This window comes from Nocardia albiluteola, from assembly GCF_018860155.1.
Taxonomy (GTDB): Bacteria; Actinomycetota; Actinomycetes; order Mycobacteriales; family Mycobacteriaceae; genus Nocardia; species Nocardia albiluteola.
In genome coordinates, this window is the sequence record NZ_JAHKNI010000012.1 from 192303 (window position 1) to 209193 (window position 16891).

A 16891-nucleotide genomic window follows, 5' to 3' on the forward strand; every position below is an offset into this window, starting at 1 on the left:
AGATAGCATCTTCTATCGAAGATGTGCGATAGACGCTCAATCTGATGGAGGTTTCCATGCGTTTGATCTCGAGTAGCCGGCACCATGCGACGTTCGAATTCGGCGATCTGCAGGTGATTTCGTTGCGAGACGGGTACATCGACATGCCGCCGACACGGCTCCGCGACGAGGGCGGGTGTCCGCTCGAGGAGCTGCCCGCCACCGTGCCGCTGGTCGGCGGCAACTTGCGGCTGGCGGTCAACGCCTTCTTCGTCACCGACGGCACACGATCGGTTCTCATCGACACCGGCGCATCCGACAACTGGCACGACCCCACCATGGGATTGATCTACGACGCGCTCGACGAAGCAGGCATCGACCGTGCGCGCATCACCGATGTGGCCATCACCCACAACCATGAAGACCACGTGAGCGGCCTGATCGCGCCGGACGGTTCGGAGGCGTTCCCGAAACTCGAGCGCGTGTGGATCGGTGCGGGCGACACCTCGGTGTTCACCGGACGGCTCGAGCCGATCCGCGATCGGGTCGTCCCCGTGTCGGAGAAGATCGCCATCAACGACTGGACGATTGCGATCCCGACACCGGGCCACACCCCCGGCCACACCGTCTACGACATCGAAAGCAGCACCGGCCACCTTCTTGTCTGGGGCGACACCGTTCACGTTCCCACGCTCCAATTCGATCAGCCGAAGGTGTCCTGGGAGTTCGACGGCAACCAGTCCCAGGCCCGCGCCGCGCGCGCGGCCCTCCTCGAACGACTCACTCGGCCAGGTCATTTCGTGGCCGGCGCTCACCTCGATTCACCCGGCATCGCACGCGTCGCCCCCTCGGGCGCCGGTTATGCGCTGGAATACCTCGCACCGCCGATCGGCTGATCGAACCTGTCGGCACAAAACCCTCCACCGTCGCTCGCGGCACCGCCGTGCTCACTGGGTTCTACCGCACCTGTGTCATCGACGGTGTCGTGGAGCACTCGCCTGCGGGGTGTGTACGCCGGCCACGGATATCGAACGAGTCACCGACGCTGGGGCTTTCGCATCTCCAGTTCGAGGCGATGCTCACGGCGGCGCGGGATTCGGCCCACGCCAGGCGATGTCCAGATCGCCGCCCGTTACGCCGATCCGCGCACCACCATGCGCTACGACCGAGCGCGAACCAACCTGGACCGGCATCAGATCGAGTGGCCTTCTTCGCGGTTCTTCCAGTCGGCGACCAAGTTCAGCAGCCCGGGGAAACGGGCCTGCAGATCATCTATGCGGACGTGACTACGGCGTTCGAGGCCATACTGGCGCTGCCGGATAACACCCGCCTCGCGTAACGCCTTGAAGTGGTGGGTCAGCGACGATTTCGGTCGATCGATCCCGAACCATCCACACGTGTGGTCGAAAGCCTCGGAACGCAAAAGCAATTCGCGCACGATGTACAACCGCAGCGGATCGCTCAACACCCCGAGCACCGCCTCCAGGCGCAGTTCGGCCACGGCCGGCTCCGGTAGCGGGTCGGGCAGGCGGTCCTGCGGCGGATGCACCGCGAACTCCCGGCTGGTAGCGGCAGCCATCAGGTTCCTCCGATCTCATCGCAGTACGAGTTTAATCGTACTTATGCTAAGTTCGACTTCGATCGTACTAGTTCGAAATTTTTCGTACTGCGACTGAGGAGTCACCGCCGATGACCGCGCTACACACTTCCGTTCGGGGCACATCAACAGTGCCCGTTCAACTCCCGCGAGCAGCGACGCCCACGTGGTGGGTGTGGCTGGCGGCATGGCCGGTGATGGCGGTCTTCGTGCTGTCCAACGCGGCGACACCGCTGTATGTGGTGTGGCAACGGGAGATCGGATTCTCCAAGGGCACCATGACCGTCGTGTTCGCCTGCTACATCGTCGGGCTGCTCGGATCGCTGCTGGTGTCCGGGGGTACGTCGGATCGGCTGGGACGCAGGGCGGTTCTGCTGCCCGCCATAGTGGTGGCCATCATCGCCTGCCTGACGTTCGCGATGGCGACCAACGTGGCCATGCTGATGATCGCGCGGCTGTTCACCGGTATCGCCGTCGGGGCCGCGGTCTCGGCCGGAATGGCCGCGGTCACCGATGTCGCAGGGCCGCAACGCAAACCGCTCGCCGCATTACTTGCCTCGTGCGCCATGGTTTTCGGCGCAGGAACCGGACCACTGCTCGCGGGAATCCTGTCCGAAACACTGCCCGCACCGACCGTGACGGTCTTCGGTGTCGAGATCGCCCTACTCGTCACCGCGGCACTGGTCGTGGTGCGCATGCCCGTCACCCGACCGGCAGCCGGCGGAACCCGATCATGGATCCGTGTCCCGGGCGTGCCGTCCGGTCAGCGCGGTCGGCTCGTGCTGGGGATCGCGGTGTTCGCGCCCGGCATCACCGCGACCTCGTTCGTCTTGTCCCTCGGACCCGCGCTGCTCTCCGGCTTGCTCGGCGCCAGCAGTCCAATCATGGCCGGTGCCATGGCATTCGGCATGTTCGTCACCGCCACCGCAGTGCAATTCGCCGTCCGCGCATTACCGCAGCGGACAATCATGATCGCGTCCGCGGCCGCCACGACCCTCGCCATGATTACCCTCATACTGGCGATCACCACGGGATCGATTCCCGCACTGCTTGCCTCGGCGCTACTGGCGGGTTCGGGACAGGGGCTCGGGCAGCTGGGCGGACTATCCCTGCTCAACACCGCAATCCCGACACGACGCCTCGCCGAGGCCAACGCGGCATTCAACATCGGCGGCTACATTCCCGCAGGACTGCTCCCGGTCATCGCCGGCTACCTCAGCGACGCAGCCGGACTTCCAGCCGCGGCAACGACCTTCGCCCTCGTCCTGATGACCTCCGCGGTCATCGGCGGCCTGGCGATCGCAAAGCTGACGCCGACCTCCACCGACCGACGGTCAACCGCCAACAGCTGACAGATGAGGGCCCGCGCGGACCATGACCGCGCGGGTACGGCGACGGCTGCGCAGTTCTTGCCGGCGCGGATGCCGGTCCCGACCGCATACCCGGGATGAAGCTGATTCAACGGCTACATGTGCCCCTGCTCGACCATCTCCGTCAGCAGGCAGTCCCACCAGCTGCCGGTCGTGCACGCGGACGGGTCGAGGTCACGCATCCGGCGATCGATGCCCATTATGGAATCGTCGACCAGATCGGCGAATTCGTCGTGTTCCATCTCGGTCACCGAGTCCAGGCGCTGGATCTCTCGGACGAACAACCCGTGGAAGTAGACGAACAGGGACACGTCGGCGTTGACATAGTAGGGCTCGGGCAGGAGATGAAACATCGAATCCGACTCGGGTTCGATTACCAGCGGGCCCCGGTCATCCGCGCCGATGGGCAGGTATTCGCGGCCCCGCTGGACGACGGGCCTCGAGAGCCTGTCGTCGTGGAAGAACTCTGCCCAGTGACTTCCGTATGGCAGGCCGATCGTGATCAGAAAGCTCCGAGTCGGCACCGAGAGCCGGGGACTGACGAGTTGGGCCGGCACCGGCTCGAGGCGGCCGTCCCACACAGCGCGGATCTCCTCCCGGGTGACCGCGCCGGTGCGTTGATCATCGGCTGCACCCATGTCACATTCTCCGTCCCTTGGCCATCCCGACAGCATGGCCTGGACCGGCCGAGTCGTTGCGCTTTCGGGCTTGCATTCCGTACTTGGGTACAGGTTTACCGTGGGTTCATGACGATCAACCTCGATTCTTCGGACTGGGTTCCGGACTCGTGCACCCTGCCGACGGCTGCCCAGCCGATGCGCGTGGCGGAGTTCGATCGGTTCTTCGCCGACGCCGTGCAGCGCACCGACCGCACCGACCGCACCCGCCTGGAGCTTCTCATCGACGCCGACGCTGAACCCCTCGGACGGGACCTGGCCGAGCGCGAAACGAGTTGCTGCTCGTTCTTCACCTTCACCTTCGAGCCGGCCGGAGCCGGCGCGGTGCGGATGCGCATCGATGTTCCCGCCGTCCACGTGGACGTTCTCGATGCACTCGAATCCCACGTCGGAGCCGTAAGGCGATGAGCACGGGGTTGCGCACCGGAGAAGTCGCCGCTGCGGCGGGGGTGAATATCCAAACCCTGCGCTACTACGAGCGTCGTGGGCTGCTCGCCGAACCGAGCCGTTCGCCGGGCGGGCATCGTCTCTACCCCGAACAGGCGGTCGCGACCCTGCGGATCATCAAGGCCGCGCAACGGCTCGGCTTCACCCTCGCAGAGGTCGCCGGCCTTCTGGAAGCCACCCGGGTCCACGGCCGATCAAATGCGGGCCTGCACGCACGCGCGGCCACCAAACTCGCCGAGGTCGACACCAAGCTCGCGGAGCTGACCGCTGTGCGCGAGACCTTGCGGACCGCCGTAGCCGCCGGATGCGACGACCTCCTCCTGTGCAGCGAAAGTCCCTGCTGCCCAATACCATTCACCTCCGTCCCTGCGGTGAGCAACGATTGAGGATGAGCACAGTTCGCTGCCTCGCGCCCGCCACGGGTCAACCTGCTTCTGTCAATGAATCGCGTATGCACCGGGCCGGGTTCAATGTCGCTGAGTCCGGTTGGTCAGGAGAGGGCATATCGTGACATCGACAATCCTCGGGCCCCTTCGTACCGTGACCGATCGTCTGGCGCTCAGTCGCCGGCGGTTGGCCACGATGGTCGGGATTATCGTCGGATTACAGGTGTAGACCACGGTATGCCTGTATTCCCGACTCCGAGAATAGATTTCGGATTCCAGAGAAGTATTTCGCAGGAATCATGCTGTCCACCAGAAGATTCGGCAATTCTATTGACCGGTTGAATCGGCCTGGGCCCGCGCGCGCAGGGCGCGACGGTCGATTTTCCCGGCCGGTCCCAGGGGAAGTGTGTGAAGTTGCAGGAGACGTTCGGGGAATTTGCGCGGTTCCAGGCCTTGCGCGGCCAGATGATCGGTGACCTCCCGCAGGCTCACCGGATCGGTAGCTGCGACGCAGGCGCACAGGCGTTCACCGTAGAGGGGGTCCGAAACCGCGACGCAGACGACCTCGGTGATGGCGGGATGGGTGATGAGCAGCGCCTCGACCTCGGCGGGGCTGATGTTGAGGCCCCCGCGGATGATGATGTCCTTGCCGCGCCCGACGACCGTGAGATAGCCCTCGGCGTCCAGGCGGCCGATATCGCCGGTACGAGTCCAGCCGTCGGGTGTGCGCATGATGGCATCGAGGTCGGGCGCATTCAGGTAGCACATCGGGGACATCGGCCCGCGGGCGAGGATTTCCCCGGCCTGCCCGGTGGGCACCGAGGTCAGGTGCTGATCGACCACACGGATCTCGGCGACGACGGGATCGGGACGCCCGGCGCTGGTTGCGCGGTCGACAGGGTCATCGAGTGCGGTATGACAGGAGACCCCGTCAGCGGCGCCGTAGAGATTGACGATCGGGCATCCGAAGGTGTTGCGACCACGCCGGACGGTGTCGGCGTCGAGCGGCGAGCCGCCGAGCACGATCGCGCGCAGGCTCGTAGGGCCGAGGCCGTCCGCTACGTGATCCAGCAGCATCCGCAGCATGGTGGGAACACCGAGAAGGTGTGTGGGACAGGCTTTCTCGATCATTGCCAAGGTGCTTGCCGGGGTGAATCTCGGCTGCAGCACGAGCGTACCGCCCAGTGTGGCCAGGGTGACCGGGGTGCCGCTGGAGCCGAATGCCGACGCGAGCGGGGTCAGGAACATATTTCGCATCACGCCTGGACCCGCGTGCAGGGCGGCGAGCATCGCGCCGCGACCTCCGGCGAGGGCGTTGTGGGAATACACGACCATTTTCGGTTCGGCTTCGGATCCGGAGGTGACCAGAATGCGAGCGGGGCCGTCCGGGTCGGGCCGGTGCGGCCGGAAATCGCCGGGATCGGGAGCAAGGAGCGCGTGCAGCGGGATGCAGCCGCGGCAGACGTGGCGTCCGGCGGCGACGACGGCGCGTAAGGAGGGCAGGTCCGCGGCCATTTCCCGGATCTGCCCGGCACTGTGAAGACCGTTGTACTCGGCCGCGGCGATCACCGCGACCGCCCCCGAGCGGCGTAACAGGCCGGCCGCTTCGCGGGTGCCGCGTCCCACGGGAAACGGCAATGCGATCGCGCCGAGGGCAGCGATGGCCAGGTCGGCCGCACAGGCCAGCCGATCGTTCGGAAGCTGTACCGCGACAATGTCTTCCACTCCGACGCCGAGCCGGGCCAGGCCCGCGGCCAGGCGGCGGGCCAGATCGTCGAGTTCGGCATAGGTCACTGTTCCGTCGGCATCGATGACCGCCGGCGCGTCCGGCTGCCGTGTGACGTGCCGGGCGAACATCGAATAGATGTCGACGCCGGGATAGTAACCAGCCGCGGCCCAGCGTTCGCGCAGGTCCGCGGGGACGAGATCGCGGTAGCGGCTGGTGTTTTCGACGCGGTTCACGACATTCTCCAGGGGGCGGTCAGGGCCGGGCAGCCGTGGTCGTCACGGCCGAGGACGGTCGCGAACCGGGGATCGGTGAGCAGCTGGGCCGGGTCGTCGGTCACCGGAACCAGGGCGTCCGGTGCGCTGACGACCCATCGGCTGTCGAGCCGGAACGGTTGCCGCAATGCCAGGGGTGTGGTCGAGATGCCGTGTCGCCGTAGCGTATTGGCGGCGGCGAGCAGGCTGCTTTGCACGGCTGTGCCGCGACCGAGGCTGTGCCGCCGCAGCAGTCCCAGGACGGTCGCTTCAGCGCCCAGGATGCCCCCGAGTACATCGAGCAGGGTCATCAGTGACGGCGCGGGCGGCGAATCGGGCGGTCCGACCAGTTCGGCGAGACCGGTGCGGGCTTGGACCATGAAATCGGTACCAGGCGGTGCGTCCTCGAGATCCAGCCCGGCCCAGCCGGAGGTGTAGGCATAGACCAGGCCGGGTGGCAGATGCTGCGCCGAGAGTTCCAGCTCCTCGGCTTTGCCCGGAGCCCAATTGTGCAGGAACACATCGGCTTCCGCTGCCAGCTCGCGCAGACTGGCCCGGTCCGCGGCAGATTTGATATCGAATTCGGCGGCCTGCTTGCCGCGGTTGAGTGCCAGCCAGCGTGCGGACAGATCGCCACTGTAGGGCGGCATCTCGCGCAGCGGATCACCGCCGGGCGGTTCGATACGGGTGACGTCCGCGCCGAGCAGCCGTAGCAGGTGCGCGGCCAGCGGTGCCTGGACCCGGCGGCCCGCCTCCAGGACCGATACACCGCCGAGTGGTGAGCCCGGGGATGCGATCGAATCACGATGCTGCACAGGAGAATCGATCGAATCGGCGATCGACCATGGGGCGGGCAGTACATCCGTCGCCGGGGTACCTGGCTCGGCGGCCCCGTACAGTCTGCACACCGATACGCCGGTGCGTGCGGCCGTCTGGGCGATCACGGAGAACCTCTGGGACCGGACGGCCGCGTGCAACGCTCGGGGGAGCGGGGCGGTCGCGGTCGCGTAGCGGAATTGGAATGGCCGCCAGCCCTTTCCGGCCGTGCGGGCTTCTACGCCCAGTGCCGTCCAGAAGGCGGCCCAGGGTTCGGGCTGGAGGGACTCGATCTCGAACCGGATGGCGTCGGCGCTGACGAACGGCGGTCCGCCCGGCGCGAGATCGACCGCTTCGGGATCGTCGGCACCCGCCGCCGCGAGATACTGCGAAATCGCCAGGAGCGCCGACTCCGCGACGCTCGTGTCGATCCGGAGATGTTCGGCGGGAACCAGCAGGCTGGCCAGCAGACCGGTCATCGCGAGGACGCCGGCCGTGGTGGCGCAGTAGTCCAGCGACAGGCCGCGCGGAGCGCCGATGCGGCGGCCGTTGACGTGCATGACGCCGCAGATCGCTTGCACGGTGGTCTCATTCGTCAGTGCCGGTTCGTCGATCGGGCCCGCCCACGGCACGAACACCTCCCTGCGGATGCCGTTGCCGAGGTCCAGCATTGCGGTGGCCGCGGATCCGGAATCGCCCGGATCCGCAGCTTCCGTGAGAGTGGCGCCGAGCGCACGCAGGTGTTCGCGCAACACTTCGGCGGCCGGACCGGTGCCGGTCACTCGCGCGAGCGTGCCGCTGGGAAACAGGTCGATGGGCGGTCCGGATGTAGAGGTGTTCGTCATGGTTCGCCTTCCACCGAGAGCATGCTGATGCGCAGACAAGGTCGGGCGGCGTGCCGGGTGAGTTCCGGCAAATGATGTGATCTGGACATGTGTGATGAGTCGTCCCGCATTCCCGACCGCCTCGACGCCTTGCGCGAGCGGGTCCGGGAATTCGTTGCTCACCAGGTTGTTCCGGCTGAAGATGCACTGGATGCCGGTGACCGCGACACCCGCTCACGGTTGCGGGACCGCGCGGTGGAGGCCGGGTTGTGGGCATTGCCACTGCCGGTCGAGTACGGCGGCGGGGGACTGCGGCCGGCGGAGTATTTCGCCCTTGCCGAGGTCGAGGGGCGCAGTGACCACGGACCCGATGCACTCGGATCGGCCGCCCTGCTGAATGTGCGGATGCTCGCCGCGCACGCACACCCGGAGTTACGTGATGCGCTGTTGCCCGGGGTGGTGTCCGGTGCGCTGTCGGTCGGCTACGCCATGACCGAACCTGGTGTGCCCGGATCGGACCCGGAAGCATTGCGCACCAGAGCCGTTCGTGAGGGCGCCGAGTGGCGGGTCAGCGGCCGCAAGTGGTTCACCACCGGCGCCGCCGGGGCGGACTACGTGCTGGTCGTCGCGCGTACCGGGGACGGTCCCGCCCGCGCGGCCTGCTCGATTCTGGCGGTACCCACAGCCGCGCCGGGGTTCCGGGTGGTGCGCGAACTCGATGTACTGGGCGTCGGTGGGCAGTACGAGATTGCCATGGACGAGGTACTCGTGCCGGACACTCATCTGATCGGTCCGGTCGGCGGCGCGCTCGCACTGGCCGGCGCTCGGCTGGCCGTCGGCCGGACCCTGCGGGCCCTGCGCTGGGTTGGCCAGGCGCAGCGGGCCGTCGAGCTGATGGCCGCCCGCGCCGGGCAGCGCCGTCTCGGTGGTGGAACACTCGCCGATCGGCAACTCGTGCAGCAGATGGTCTTCGATGCCGAACTGGCCGTCCGATCCGCCCGGCTCTTCGCCGCGCGTGCGGCCGAACTGGTCGCCGCCGACGAAACCGCGCAGATCGAGGTGAGCATGGCCAAAGTCGCCGCCGCGCGTGCGCTGACCGTTGCCGCCGACAATGCGATTCAGGTCTACGGCGCCGAGGGCCTCACTGCCGCAACCGGTCTGCCGCGATTGCTTCGGGTTGCCCGTGCCGCGCGGATTCTGGACGGGGCGGACGAATTTCACGTCAGTAGCACGGCCCGGCGCCTGATTCGCAGCTATCAGCCCATCGTGGCCGAGATCGGTGGCTGAGGCGGCGCCCACTGCCTCAGCTGAGGCTCCGTCGGTGCGCGAAGCTGAGATGGGTGTCGTCCTCGGGTTTCGGATTGTTGGGAACTCTCGGTACGCGCGGGCCGACCTCTCGGGTGACGACGAGTGGAGTGAGCGGTGCCGAAGGGTTCGACGGTGGAGCTGTCCGGGGTGTGTTGCGTGCACGGCCGGCGGGTGGTGGTGCGCGGGGTGGATCTGAGTGTGGCGGCCGGTGAGCGGGTGGCCTTGACCGGAACCAACGGGTCGGGGAAGACCACATTGCTACGCAGTGTGCTCGGGCTGCACGCGATCTCGTCGGGGACGATCGCGGTCGACGGGGACGTGGCGCGGACCCCGCAGGATTGGCGGGGTCGTCGTCGCATCGCGGCCTGGATTCCACAACGGCAGGCGCCGGGCAGGTTTCCGCTGCTGGCGAGGCAACTACTCGACAGCAGCGGGGCTTTCGCGTCCGCGGCCGGAGCCGCCGAACGCCTGGGCGTGGGGCAGTGTGTGGACCGGCCGTTGCACACACTGTCCGGGGGGCAGCTGCAGCGCATGTATCTGGCGCGGGCACTCGGCTGTGTGGCGGCGGGCGCAGGGGTTCTGCTAGCCGATGAACCCACAGCCGCATTGGATTTCGCGGGTCAAGAGGAGGCGAGCGAACTGCTGACCACGGTTCCGGTGACGCTGCTGGTGGTCACCCACGATCGGGCGCTGGCCGCCCGGTGCGATCGGGTGCTCGAGATGGCCGACGGTCAGCTTCGTGAAATCTCTTCGCGCAGTGGAGAGATCGGTTGAACAGCGCGTCGAACTTCGTGGAATTGTGGCATCTGATACCGGTACAACGCGCGCTGCTCGCGCTGGTGCTCGGTGCGATCGGATTGCCGATCGTCGGCGTGGTGATCATCGGATTGGACATCATGCCGGTGCGTTTCGCAATGATGCACGTGGCATTGTTCGGGATCGCGGTCGGCATGCTGACCGGCCTGGACCCGATGCTGTGCGCCCTGGTTGCGTGTGCCGCCTCGGGCGCCGCGCTCACTCCGCTCGCGCGCAGTTCGACCGGATTGTCCGGCGCGATGGGATTGCTGATGAGCCTGGCGATCGCGGGCGCACTGCTGACGTTGTCGGTGGTCGGGGTGAATGCCAATGGCGCGTTCGAATTGCTGTGGGGCTCGATTCTGGCGACCCGCACCATCGATGTCGTGCTGCTGGGCGTGCTGGCGGTGATCGTGCCGATGTTGTTCGTGTTGCGGCGGCGTCAGCTGAGTCTGCTATTGCACGATCGCGAGCTCGCGGCCTGCTCGGGTGTGCGGGTCAATCGCCTGACATTGATTCTGCTGGTGTTGGTTGCGGTAGCCGTGGCCAGTGGAATCCGGCTCACCGGAGCGCTGCTGGTGGATGCGCTGACCCTGCTGCCCGCGCTGGCCGCGCGCCGGCTGGCGAATTCCCTGCCGGGCATGGTCTTTGCGGCCGTGGCCGTCGGATTGCTGGTCAACGTGGTCGGTTTCGTATTGGCCGTGTGGCTGGATCTCCCGCCGGGGCCGGTGCTGGTGTTGTCTGCGGGGGCGGTCGCCCTCGCGGTTCATGTGTTACCCGATTGGAGAAGACGAGGATGGTTCCCAACACACGCCGGCGGTTCGTCCGCCTCGGAATCGGTGTCGTTGCACTGATCACGGGTGCGGAGGTACTGGCCGGATGCGGTTCCGGGCAGCAGGATCACGGCAGCCACACCGGGCCGCACGTGGTGGCGGCCAGCAGCTGGGAGGCGGCATTCGCCGAGGCCGCCGGCGCCACCGATGTCACGGTGATCGTGCCACCGTCGATCAAGCACGCCCCGGACTACGATCCCAAACCCTCCGACCTGGCCGCGGTCTCGAAGGCGGACTTCGTGCTCTACGCGCAGTTCGAGGGTTTCGCCAGCAAGATCAAAGACGCGGCCGGATCCAAAGCCAAAGTGCTGCAACTGAACCTGGATAACAGCAGGGACAACGTCGTCAAGCAGGTTCGCACGCTCGGTGACGCGTTCGGCACCCGAGCGTCCGCCGATCGCTGGATCCAGAACTTCGGCACCGAATACGACACGCTCGCGGGCGAGGCGAAGGCCGCCTGGCGTGACGGGCAGCCGCCCAAGGTCGTCGCGGAGACCTTCATGGGCTTCGCCGCCCAGCTCTCGGGCGCGCAGGTACTGGGGACCTACGGGCCCGAGGAGGTGACCGCGAAGCAGGTCGCGGATCTGTCGGCGACGAAGCCGCAGTTCGTGTTCAGCAATGCCCAGATGGACACCGGCACAGTGCTGCCCGGGACATCCGCGACACAGATCGCGCTGACGAACTACCCGACGCAAGGTTACGATCTGCTGTCGGTGTACCGGGACGCCGAGTCGAAAATCGTTGCTGTGCTGAAGAACTGAAGCCAAATGCGCTGCGGCGGTGCGGGCCATAGCATCGCCAGCGGCGGACAGGCCAAGTCGGCTGCCGGCCGCCGCGCCGTACCAGAACGTGAGCCCACGAGTCGCGGTGTCGGCCGAGACACCCGGCTTCAAGCGGGTCGTCCACTCCTCGGCCGCGCTGTGGTGTGCACGCTCGCCGGTCAGAGATGCTCGTAGCCACAGTTGTCCGACCCAGAAACCGGCGACCCAGGAACCGCGGCGGGTCGTAACCCACTCGGCCGTCGCTGGATCGGCATACAGCGGAAAACGCTCGCCGACAAGGAGTTCTGTGTTGTCGATCCGAACGATCATGCGGCCCAGCGCATCCCGGAGAATATCGTTCATCGAGAACCAGCTACGCGACGCTGCCACCGCCATGCCACCGCCGCGGCGGCGAGGAACGCCACCGCCACTGCCAGCCACGCGAGATCATATCCGCCCGAGCCGCTTCCGGCCAGAACGCCGAAAGCGGTCGGCCCGATCACGAATCCGGCGAAGAAACCGGCGGAGACCACGGCCGAGTCGGGCCCGACTCGATCCGGGGGCGCCATCGCGATGACCGTCATCATCGATACCGCGTTCGCCGCCACAGCGCAGCCGCCGATTCCCAACACCCCCAGCCAGACCGGCCACACCTCCAACCGGCCCGCGAGACCGATCAATGCCGCGGCGATCGTGGCACCGAATGCCAACGGCCCCAGCAACGCTCCGGAATTGCCCGCTCCCGCCGCGCGTCGCGTCCATCCGACCCGTCCGGCGATACCGGCCACTCCCAGGACCGCCACGAGTGCACTTGCCGCGGGCGCAGACATGGCCAGATGCCGGGCGGCATACAGCGCTATATACGTGTTGATCGCCGAAACCCCCGCCCCGAGGAGCACCGAGTATCCGCACAACCAGCCCGCGTCGCCTCGTGCATGCGCGAACCGCAGCGGCGGAAGTCGCAGTGGCACAGTGTCCTTCGCGATCAACAAGCTCATCCCGGCCGCGCAGAGCGCCACGACGGCGATGAGCGCGACCGCGGCGCGCCAGGTCGTCGCCGAGGCTACCGCGGCCAGCGGCAGCCCAGCGAGGAAGGCTCCGAACTGCACCCCGGATTGCTTCCAGCCCGCCACACTGCCGCGGCGCGCGGGCGAGATCCGTGCTGCGATCAACTGATTCGTCGCCGGGTTCGCCAACGCCTGCGCCAGCCCGGAGACAGCGACGGCCACCACCAGCACCGGGTACGAGGGCGCCGCCGCGAACAGGCCGAGTGCGATGGCGGAGATGACGAACATCGCGATCAGACAGCGCCGTGCCCCCAGCGCTGTCACCATCGGGCCGATCATCAGCGACACCACTGCCGCCACCCCGAACCCGGCGGACACCAGCGCGCCCAGAGCCCATGCGGCGACATGGAATTGATCGACCAACCGCGGTCCGAGCGCCCCGAGCAGGAAAAGCGGCAGCATGGACATCGTCATGGCGGTGACCAACAACCCGGTCAGTACCGCCGGACGCCATTTTGCCCCTCGGGCATCGGTATTCGCGACATCCACACTCACACCGGCAAAGTCGGCCGGGCATGCGGGAAAGTTCCTGCGCGTCCTCAGCCCACGCCGTCGTCGCGGACCCGGCCCGCGGCGAGCAGGTCCTCTCGCGCCCGCGCGATCCGTGATCGGATCGTCCCGACCGGAACGCCGCACGCGTCGGCGGCCTCCTGATACGACAGGCCGAGCATCTGAGTCAGGACGAGGGCTTCGCGACGCTCCGGATCCAGATCATCCAGCAGCATGCGCACCTCGATCACATCCTCGAAGGTGCGTCCCGAACGCTGCTGCGCGGCCCGCTGCTCGGCCACCGCCTCCCAGTCCTCGCCCGCGTGGAGCCGCGGCCGCGCCACCGCCGAGCGGATCGAATCGACGATGACCCGCCGCGCGATCGAGAGCAGCCAGGCCCGCGAGGTGGAGCGTCCCGCGAACCGCGGCAGGCTGCCGAAGGCCCGCACGAACGTCTCCTGGGTCAGGTCGTCGGCGACGTTCGCCCCGGCGCGGTAGGCGTGGAAGCGCCACACGTCCGCCTGCAGGGCCCGAACCCACTGCTCGAACGCGTGCCGGTCGCCGCGGCCCGCGGCCATGGCGAGCACGGTCAATCGGTCGTCCTCGTCATTGCCACCCTGCACATCGCAGAGGCTACTACACCCTGTCGTGGGAACTTCCCGGGACAACTGCGCGACTATAGGTGCATGAAGTGCGAAACGGTCCATGAAGCGCTGTCGGCGCGTCTCGACGGTGAGCAGGAGCCCGTCCCCGCCGAGATGGTGGACCGGCATCTCACCGCCTGCCATGCCTGCCAGGACTGGTACCGGCGCGCCGATGCCTTGCGCCGCGCCACGATCCTGCATCGCGCGCCCGTGGTGCCCGACCTGACCGCGGCGGTCATGGCGCAACTTCCCGCACCCCGTCGTGCCCGGCAAACCCTGCGGGTCCTGCTCGCGGTCGTGGCGATCACCCAGACCGGCCTGGCCCTGGCCGAGCTGTTCGGGGCCGACCCGGGCATGGGCGGCGGAACCGCGTTCATGATGGGCCATATGAGCCACGAGAGCGCGGCGTGGAACGTCGCCATCGGCATCGGACTGGCGTGGGCCGCTCTGCGGACCCGGGCCGCAGCAGGCCAACTGCCGATGATGACCGTCTTCGTCGGCGTGCTCGCCGCGGCCTCGCTGCTGGATCTGGCCGAGGGCGAGGTCACCGTGATGCGGCTGCTGTCGCACGTTCCCGTGGTGGTCGGTGTCGCCCTGCTGTACCTGGTCCATCGCCAGCATCGCGACGACGAGCAACCCCTGCCCGGCCGGACGCTCCCGGCTCCCGGCGGATTCGGCTATGACCGCGCGCCTGGAGCGGAGCCCGTGTACCAGGACCCGCGGCACTCCGATGGCTATCAACGCCCGGCAAGCCGGCACGCAGCCTAGTACTCCAGCCAGACTTCGCGATGTGGGCGAGTCGACCGGGGAGTAGGAGGGCCACGGCGTGATCATGGAGGGTTGTGTGTGCTCTGAATGAGGTGCGGTGGCCGTGAGTCACAGCGTAGACGTAGGTCGCTGGATTGTGTTGTTCGACAAGCTGATGGATCGTGTGGCGGGGCGGTTCGGTCGGGTCGAGTCTCGACGGACTGCTCGGAAGATGTTGTCGGGCATGGCTTCTGAGCTGCCGACCAAAATTGCTGGACGCTGGCCGAAGCCGCTGGTGACCGCGGCCCGGGTGTCATGCAGCATTTCCTGGCCGCGGCGGTGTGGGACGAGGACGCGGTGCGTGACGACCTACGAGGCTATGTGGTCGAGCATCTCGGCGATACTGATCCGATTCTTGTGGTGGACGAGAGTGGCGACCTGAAGAAGGGCACGGCCACAGTCGGGGTTCAACGCCAATACACCGGCGCCGCCGGGCGTATCGAGAACTCGCAGGTCGCAGTCTATCTCGGGTATGCCACCGCGGCCGGGCACGCGTTCATCGACAGCGAGCTCTACCTGCCGAAGTCTTGGACCACCGACCGCGACCGGTGCGCCAGGGCCGGTATCCCCGACGATGTCGGGTTTGCGACAAAGCCCGCGTTAGCGCGCACGATGATCACCCGCGCTCTCGATGCGGGCGTAGTTGCGCCGTGGGCCACCGCTGATGAGGTCTACGGCGCCGACCCCGGGCTCCGGGGCGAGTTGGAGGCCCGCGGTGTGGGATACGTGCTGGGGATCGCCTGTGACCGGCGGGTGAACACCGCGACCGGCCGCTATCGTGCCGACGAGTTCGCAGCCCGGGTGCCGTGCCGCGGCTGGCAACCGCACTCAGCTGGTGACGGCGCGAAAGGCCCCCGCCTTTACGACTGGGCGTGGATCGGCATCGACCCCGATACCGATGACGCCGCGGCGGGGCATCGGTGGCTGCTGATCCGCCGCAGCCGCAGAACCGGCGAGCTGGCCTATTACCGCTGCTATGCACCGCAACCCGTGCCGTTGAACAGGCTCGCGACCGTTGCCGGCCGCCGCTGGTCGATCGAAGAAAATTTCCAGACCGGCAAGGGCCTGTGCGGGCTGGATGAGCATCAGGTTCGTCGCTGGCGCTCGTGGCGGCGCTGGACGATTCTGGTGATGCTGGCTCACGCGTTTCTCACCGTCCTGGCTGCCACCGAGCGCGCCGCCGCGAGCCCTGACTCGGAGACGGATCTGGTCCCCTTGACCCGCAACGAGATTCGGCACCTTTCGCCGTTCTCCTCATCGACCCCATCTGCCGCACCTGGCACCGGCTGGCCTGGTCGACATGGCGACGACGCCACCAACACCGCGCGAGAACAAGCCACTACCAGCGGCGATCGGCTACACCGACATGACGCTCGCAAGGCTGGCTGGAGCCCTAGCCAGACTCGAACGTTGCCGCATACCGGTCTACGTAGCAGCGACTGGACCGCATCGCGAGTTCGGTCATCAGTGCATCGGTGGCAGTCCGTACGCCCGTGTGATCAAGCGGTGGAAAGTAGCGGGGGCGTCCGAACACTATGCGGACCCGTCCCGGTCGCCACGTTCGTCGCCCCCGTGGGTTGACCTGTTCGGTTCCTGACAGGGCGACTGGCACAAGCGGGACCCCCGTGTGCATCGCAACCCGGATTGCGCCAGTGCGCCCGCGATAGACCCGACCGTCCGGTGAGCGGGTGCCTTCCGGGTGGATGCCCCATACTCCGCCGGATTCCAGAATGCGCACGGCTGCGTCCAGAGCGGCGGCCGAAGCCGATCCGCCGGAGCGGTCTACAGCTACTTGCCCTGTTGCCGTCATCACCCACCTGTCGATCCGCCCTCGCAGCCCAGCCCCGGTGAAGTACTCCTGCTTGGCGATGAAGGTGATCCGCCGCGGCAGCACCAATGCCAGATACAACGAATCGATTGCCGCCAGATGGTTGGCCGCGACAATGAACGGCCCGGTGCGCGGAACATACTGTAGCCCTTCCACTTTCGGTCTACCCAGCATCCGCAGCAGCGGCCCGAGCAGGACATACTTCAGTAGCCAGTACCACATGATCACCCTCCCGACGTTTACAGTAGACACTGTCTACATGATGTACGTAGACACTGTCTAC

The 16891-nt window shown here is 67.2% G+C and carries 16 protein-coding genes and 1 pseudogene; 10 read left to right on the forward strand and 7 right to left on the reverse strand.

Going from position 1 to position 16891, the window contains the following annotated elements:
* Positions 1-56: 56 nt before the first annotated feature.
* Entirely contained in the window at positions 57-875 is an 819-nt protein-coding gene (locus tag KO481_RS30820; RefSeq protein WP_215921972.1) for an MBL fold metallo-hydrolase, read from the forward strand.
* Positions 876-1171: 296 nt separating this feature from the next.
* Here KO481_RS30820 and KO481_RS30825 read toward each other — a convergent pair whose 3' ends face one another.
* Positions 1172-1558, reverse strand: coding sequence for an ArsR/SmtB family transcription factor (locus tag KO481_RS30825; protein ID WP_215921973.1), 387 nt, complete (start codon positions 1556-1558; stop codon positions 1172-1174).
* 149 nt (positions 1559-1707) lie between these two features.
* Here KO481_RS30825 and KO481_RS30830 point away from each other — a divergent pair, with 149 nt between their 5' ends.
* Positions 1708-2928, forward strand: coding sequence for an MFS transporter (locus KO481_RS30830; RefSeq protein ID WP_308166825.1), 1221 nt, complete (start codon positions 1708-1710; stop codon positions 2926-2928).
* A gap of 113 nt (positions 2929-3041) precedes the next feature.
* Here the strand turns inward: KO481_RS30830 and KO481_RS30835 are convergent, their stop codons facing one another.
* Positions 3042-3584, reverse strand: coding sequence for an SUKH-4 family immunity protein (locus KO481_RS30835; protein ID WP_215921975.1), 543 nt, complete (start codon positions 3582-3584; stop codon positions 3042-3044).
* 108 nt (positions 3585-3692) lie between these two features.
* On the opposite strand from KO481_RS30835, the gene KO481_RS30840 reads away from it, so the two are divergent.
* Together KO481_RS30840 and KO481_RS30845 are read left to right on the forward strand one after the other, a co-directional pair.
* Positions 3693-4031 carry a hypothetical protein gene (locus KO481_RS30840; RefSeq protein WP_215921976.1) on the forward strand — a complete coding sequence of 113 codons (339 nt, stop codon included), beginning with the start codon at positions 3693-3695 and terminating at the stop codon, positions 4029-4031.
* A complete protein-coding gene (locus tag KO481_RS30845; RefSeq protein WP_215921977.1) occupies positions 4028-4456 on the forward strand; it encodes a MerR family transcriptional regulator in 429 nt (142 codons plus the stop codon). The genes KO481_RS30840 and KO481_RS30845 overlap by 4 nt, the downstream gene beginning before the upstream one ends.
* A gap of 327 nt (positions 4457-4783) precedes the next feature.
* Here the strand turns inward: KO481_RS30845 and KO481_RS30850 are convergent, their stop codons facing one another.
* Positions 4784-6418: an AMP-binding protein gene (locus KO481_RS30850; protein ID WP_215921978.1), complete on the reverse strand. Its 1635-nt coding sequence runs from the start codon at positions 6416-6418 to the stop codon at positions 4784-4786.
* On the reverse strand, positions 6415-8097 hold the full coding sequence (locus KO481_RS30855) for a CoA transferase (RefSeq protein WP_215921979.1): 1683 nt from the start codon (positions 8095-8097) through the stop codon (positions 6415-6417). The genes KO481_RS30850 and KO481_RS30855 overlap by 4 nt, the downstream gene beginning before the upstream one ends.
* Before the next feature lie 87 nt (positions 8098-8184).
* Between KO481_RS30855 and KO481_RS30860 the strand changes: the two genes are divergently transcribed.
* The 4 genes from KO481_RS30860 to KO481_RS30875 all read left to right on the forward strand — a co-directional run bounded on the left by KO481_RS30860 (position 8185) and on the right by KO481_RS30875 (position 11773).
* Positions 8185-9363 carry an acyl-CoA dehydrogenase family protein gene (locus KO481_RS30860; protein WP_215921980.1) on the forward strand — a complete coding sequence of 393 codons (1179 nt, stop codon included), beginning with the start codon at positions 8185-8187 and terminating at the stop codon, positions 9361-9363.
* 135 nt (positions 9364-9498) lie between these two features.
* Complete coding sequence (locus KO481_RS30865) at positions 9499-10158, forward strand: metal ABC transporter ATP-binding protein (RefSeq protein ID WP_215921981.1); 660 nt, start codon at positions 9499-9501, stop codon at positions 10156-10158.
* Positions 10155-11033 (forward strand): metal ABC transporter permease, encoded by an 879-nt coding sequence (locus KO481_RS30870; protein ID WP_215921982.1) that lies wholly within the window; start codon positions 10155-10157, stop codon positions 11031-11033. Before KO481_RS30865 ends, KO481_RS30870 begins: the two co-directional genes overlap by 4 nt.
* On the forward strand, positions 10976-11773 hold the full coding sequence (locus KO481_RS30875) for a metal ABC transporter solute-binding protein, Zn/Mn family (protein WP_215921983.1): 798 nt from the start codon (positions 10976-10978) through the stop codon (positions 11771-11773). The genes KO481_RS30870 and KO481_RS30875 overlap by 58 nt, the downstream gene beginning before the upstream one ends.
* A gap of 359 nt (positions 11774-12132) precedes the next feature.
* On the opposite strand, the gene KO481_RS30880 is transcribed toward KO481_RS30875, so the two are convergent.
* Both KO481_RS30880 and KO481_RS30885 read right to left on the reverse strand, forming a co-directional pair.
* Positions 12133-13335 carry an MFS transporter gene (locus KO481_RS30880; RefSeq protein WP_215921984.1) on the reverse strand — a complete coding sequence of 401 codons (1203 nt, stop codon included), beginning with the start codon at positions 13333-13335 and terminating at the stop codon, positions 12133-12135.
* Positions 13336-13379: 44 nt separating this feature from the next.
* A complete protein-coding gene (locus KO481_RS30885; protein WP_245401753.1) occupies positions 13380-13907 on the reverse strand; it encodes a sigma-70 family RNA polymerase sigma factor in 528 nt (175 codons plus the stop codon).
* A gap of 108 nt (positions 13908-14015) precedes the next feature.
* Here KO481_RS30885 and KO481_RS30890 point away from each other — a divergent pair, with 108 nt between their 5' ends.
* On the forward strand, positions 14016-14741 hold the full coding sequence (locus KO481_RS30890) for a zf-HC2 domain-containing protein (RefSeq protein WP_215921986.1): 726 nt from the start codon (positions 14016-14018) through the stop codon (positions 14739-14741).
* A gap of 154 nt (positions 14742-14895) precedes the next feature.
* Positions 14896-16150, forward strand: a pseudogene (locus tag KO481_RS30895) (IS701 family transposase).
* A gap of 23 nt (positions 16151-16173) precedes the next feature.
* Here KO481_RS30895 and KO481_RS30900 read toward each other — a convergent pair.
* A complete protein-coding gene (locus KO481_RS30900; RefSeq protein ID WP_215922089.1) occupies positions 16174-16830 on the reverse strand; it encodes a lysophospholipid acyltransferase family protein in 657 nt (218 codons plus the stop codon).
* Positions 16831-16891: the final 61 nt, after the last annotated feature.

Bases quoted from the DNA above. Each gene is read 5' to 3' on its own strand.
- KO481_RS30820 (WP_215921972.1), top strand. From the start codon at position 57: ATGCGTTTGATCTCGAGTAGCCGGCACCATGCGACGTTCGAATTCGGC.
- KO481_RS30825 (WP_215921973.1), bottom strand. From the start codon at position 1,558: ATGGCTGCCGCTACCAGCCGGGAGTTCGCGGTGCATCCGCCGCAGGAC.
- KO481_RS30835 (WP_215921975.1), bottom strand. From the start codon at position 3,584: ATGGGTGCAGCCGATGATCAACGCACCGGCGCGGTCACCCGGGAGGAG.
- KO481_RS30840 (WP_215921976.1), top strand. From the start codon at position 3,693: ATGACGATCAACCTCGATTCTTCGGACTGGGTTCCGGACTCGTGCACC.
- KO481_RS30845 (WP_215921977.1), top strand. From the start codon at position 4,028: ATGAGCACGGGGTTGCGCACCGGAGAAGTCGCCGCTGCGGCGGGGGTG.
- KO481_RS30855 (WP_215921979.1), bottom strand. From the start codon at position 8,097: ATGACGAACACCTCTACATCCGGACCGCCCATCGACCTGTTTCCCAGC.
- KO481_RS30860 (WP_215921980.1), top strand. From the start codon at position 8,185: ATGTGTGATGAGTCGTCCCGCATTCCCGACCGCCTCGACGCCTTGCGC.
- KO481_RS30875 (WP_215921983.1), top strand. From the start codon at position 10,976: ATGGTTCCCAACACACGCCGGCGGTTCGTCCGCCTCGGAATCGGTGTC.
- KO481_RS30885 (WP_245401753.1), bottom strand. From the start codon at position 13,907: ATGGCCGCGGGCCGCGGCGACCGGCACGCGTTCGAGCAGTGGGTTCGG.
- KO481_RS30890 (WP_215921986.1), top strand. From the start codon at position 14,016: ATGAAGTGCGAAACGGTCCATGAAGCGCTGTCGGCGCGTCTCGACGGT.
- KO481_RS30900 (WP_215922089.1), bottom strand. From the start codon at position 16,830: ATGTGGTACTGGCTACTGAAGTATGTCCTGCTCGGGCCGCTGCTGCGG.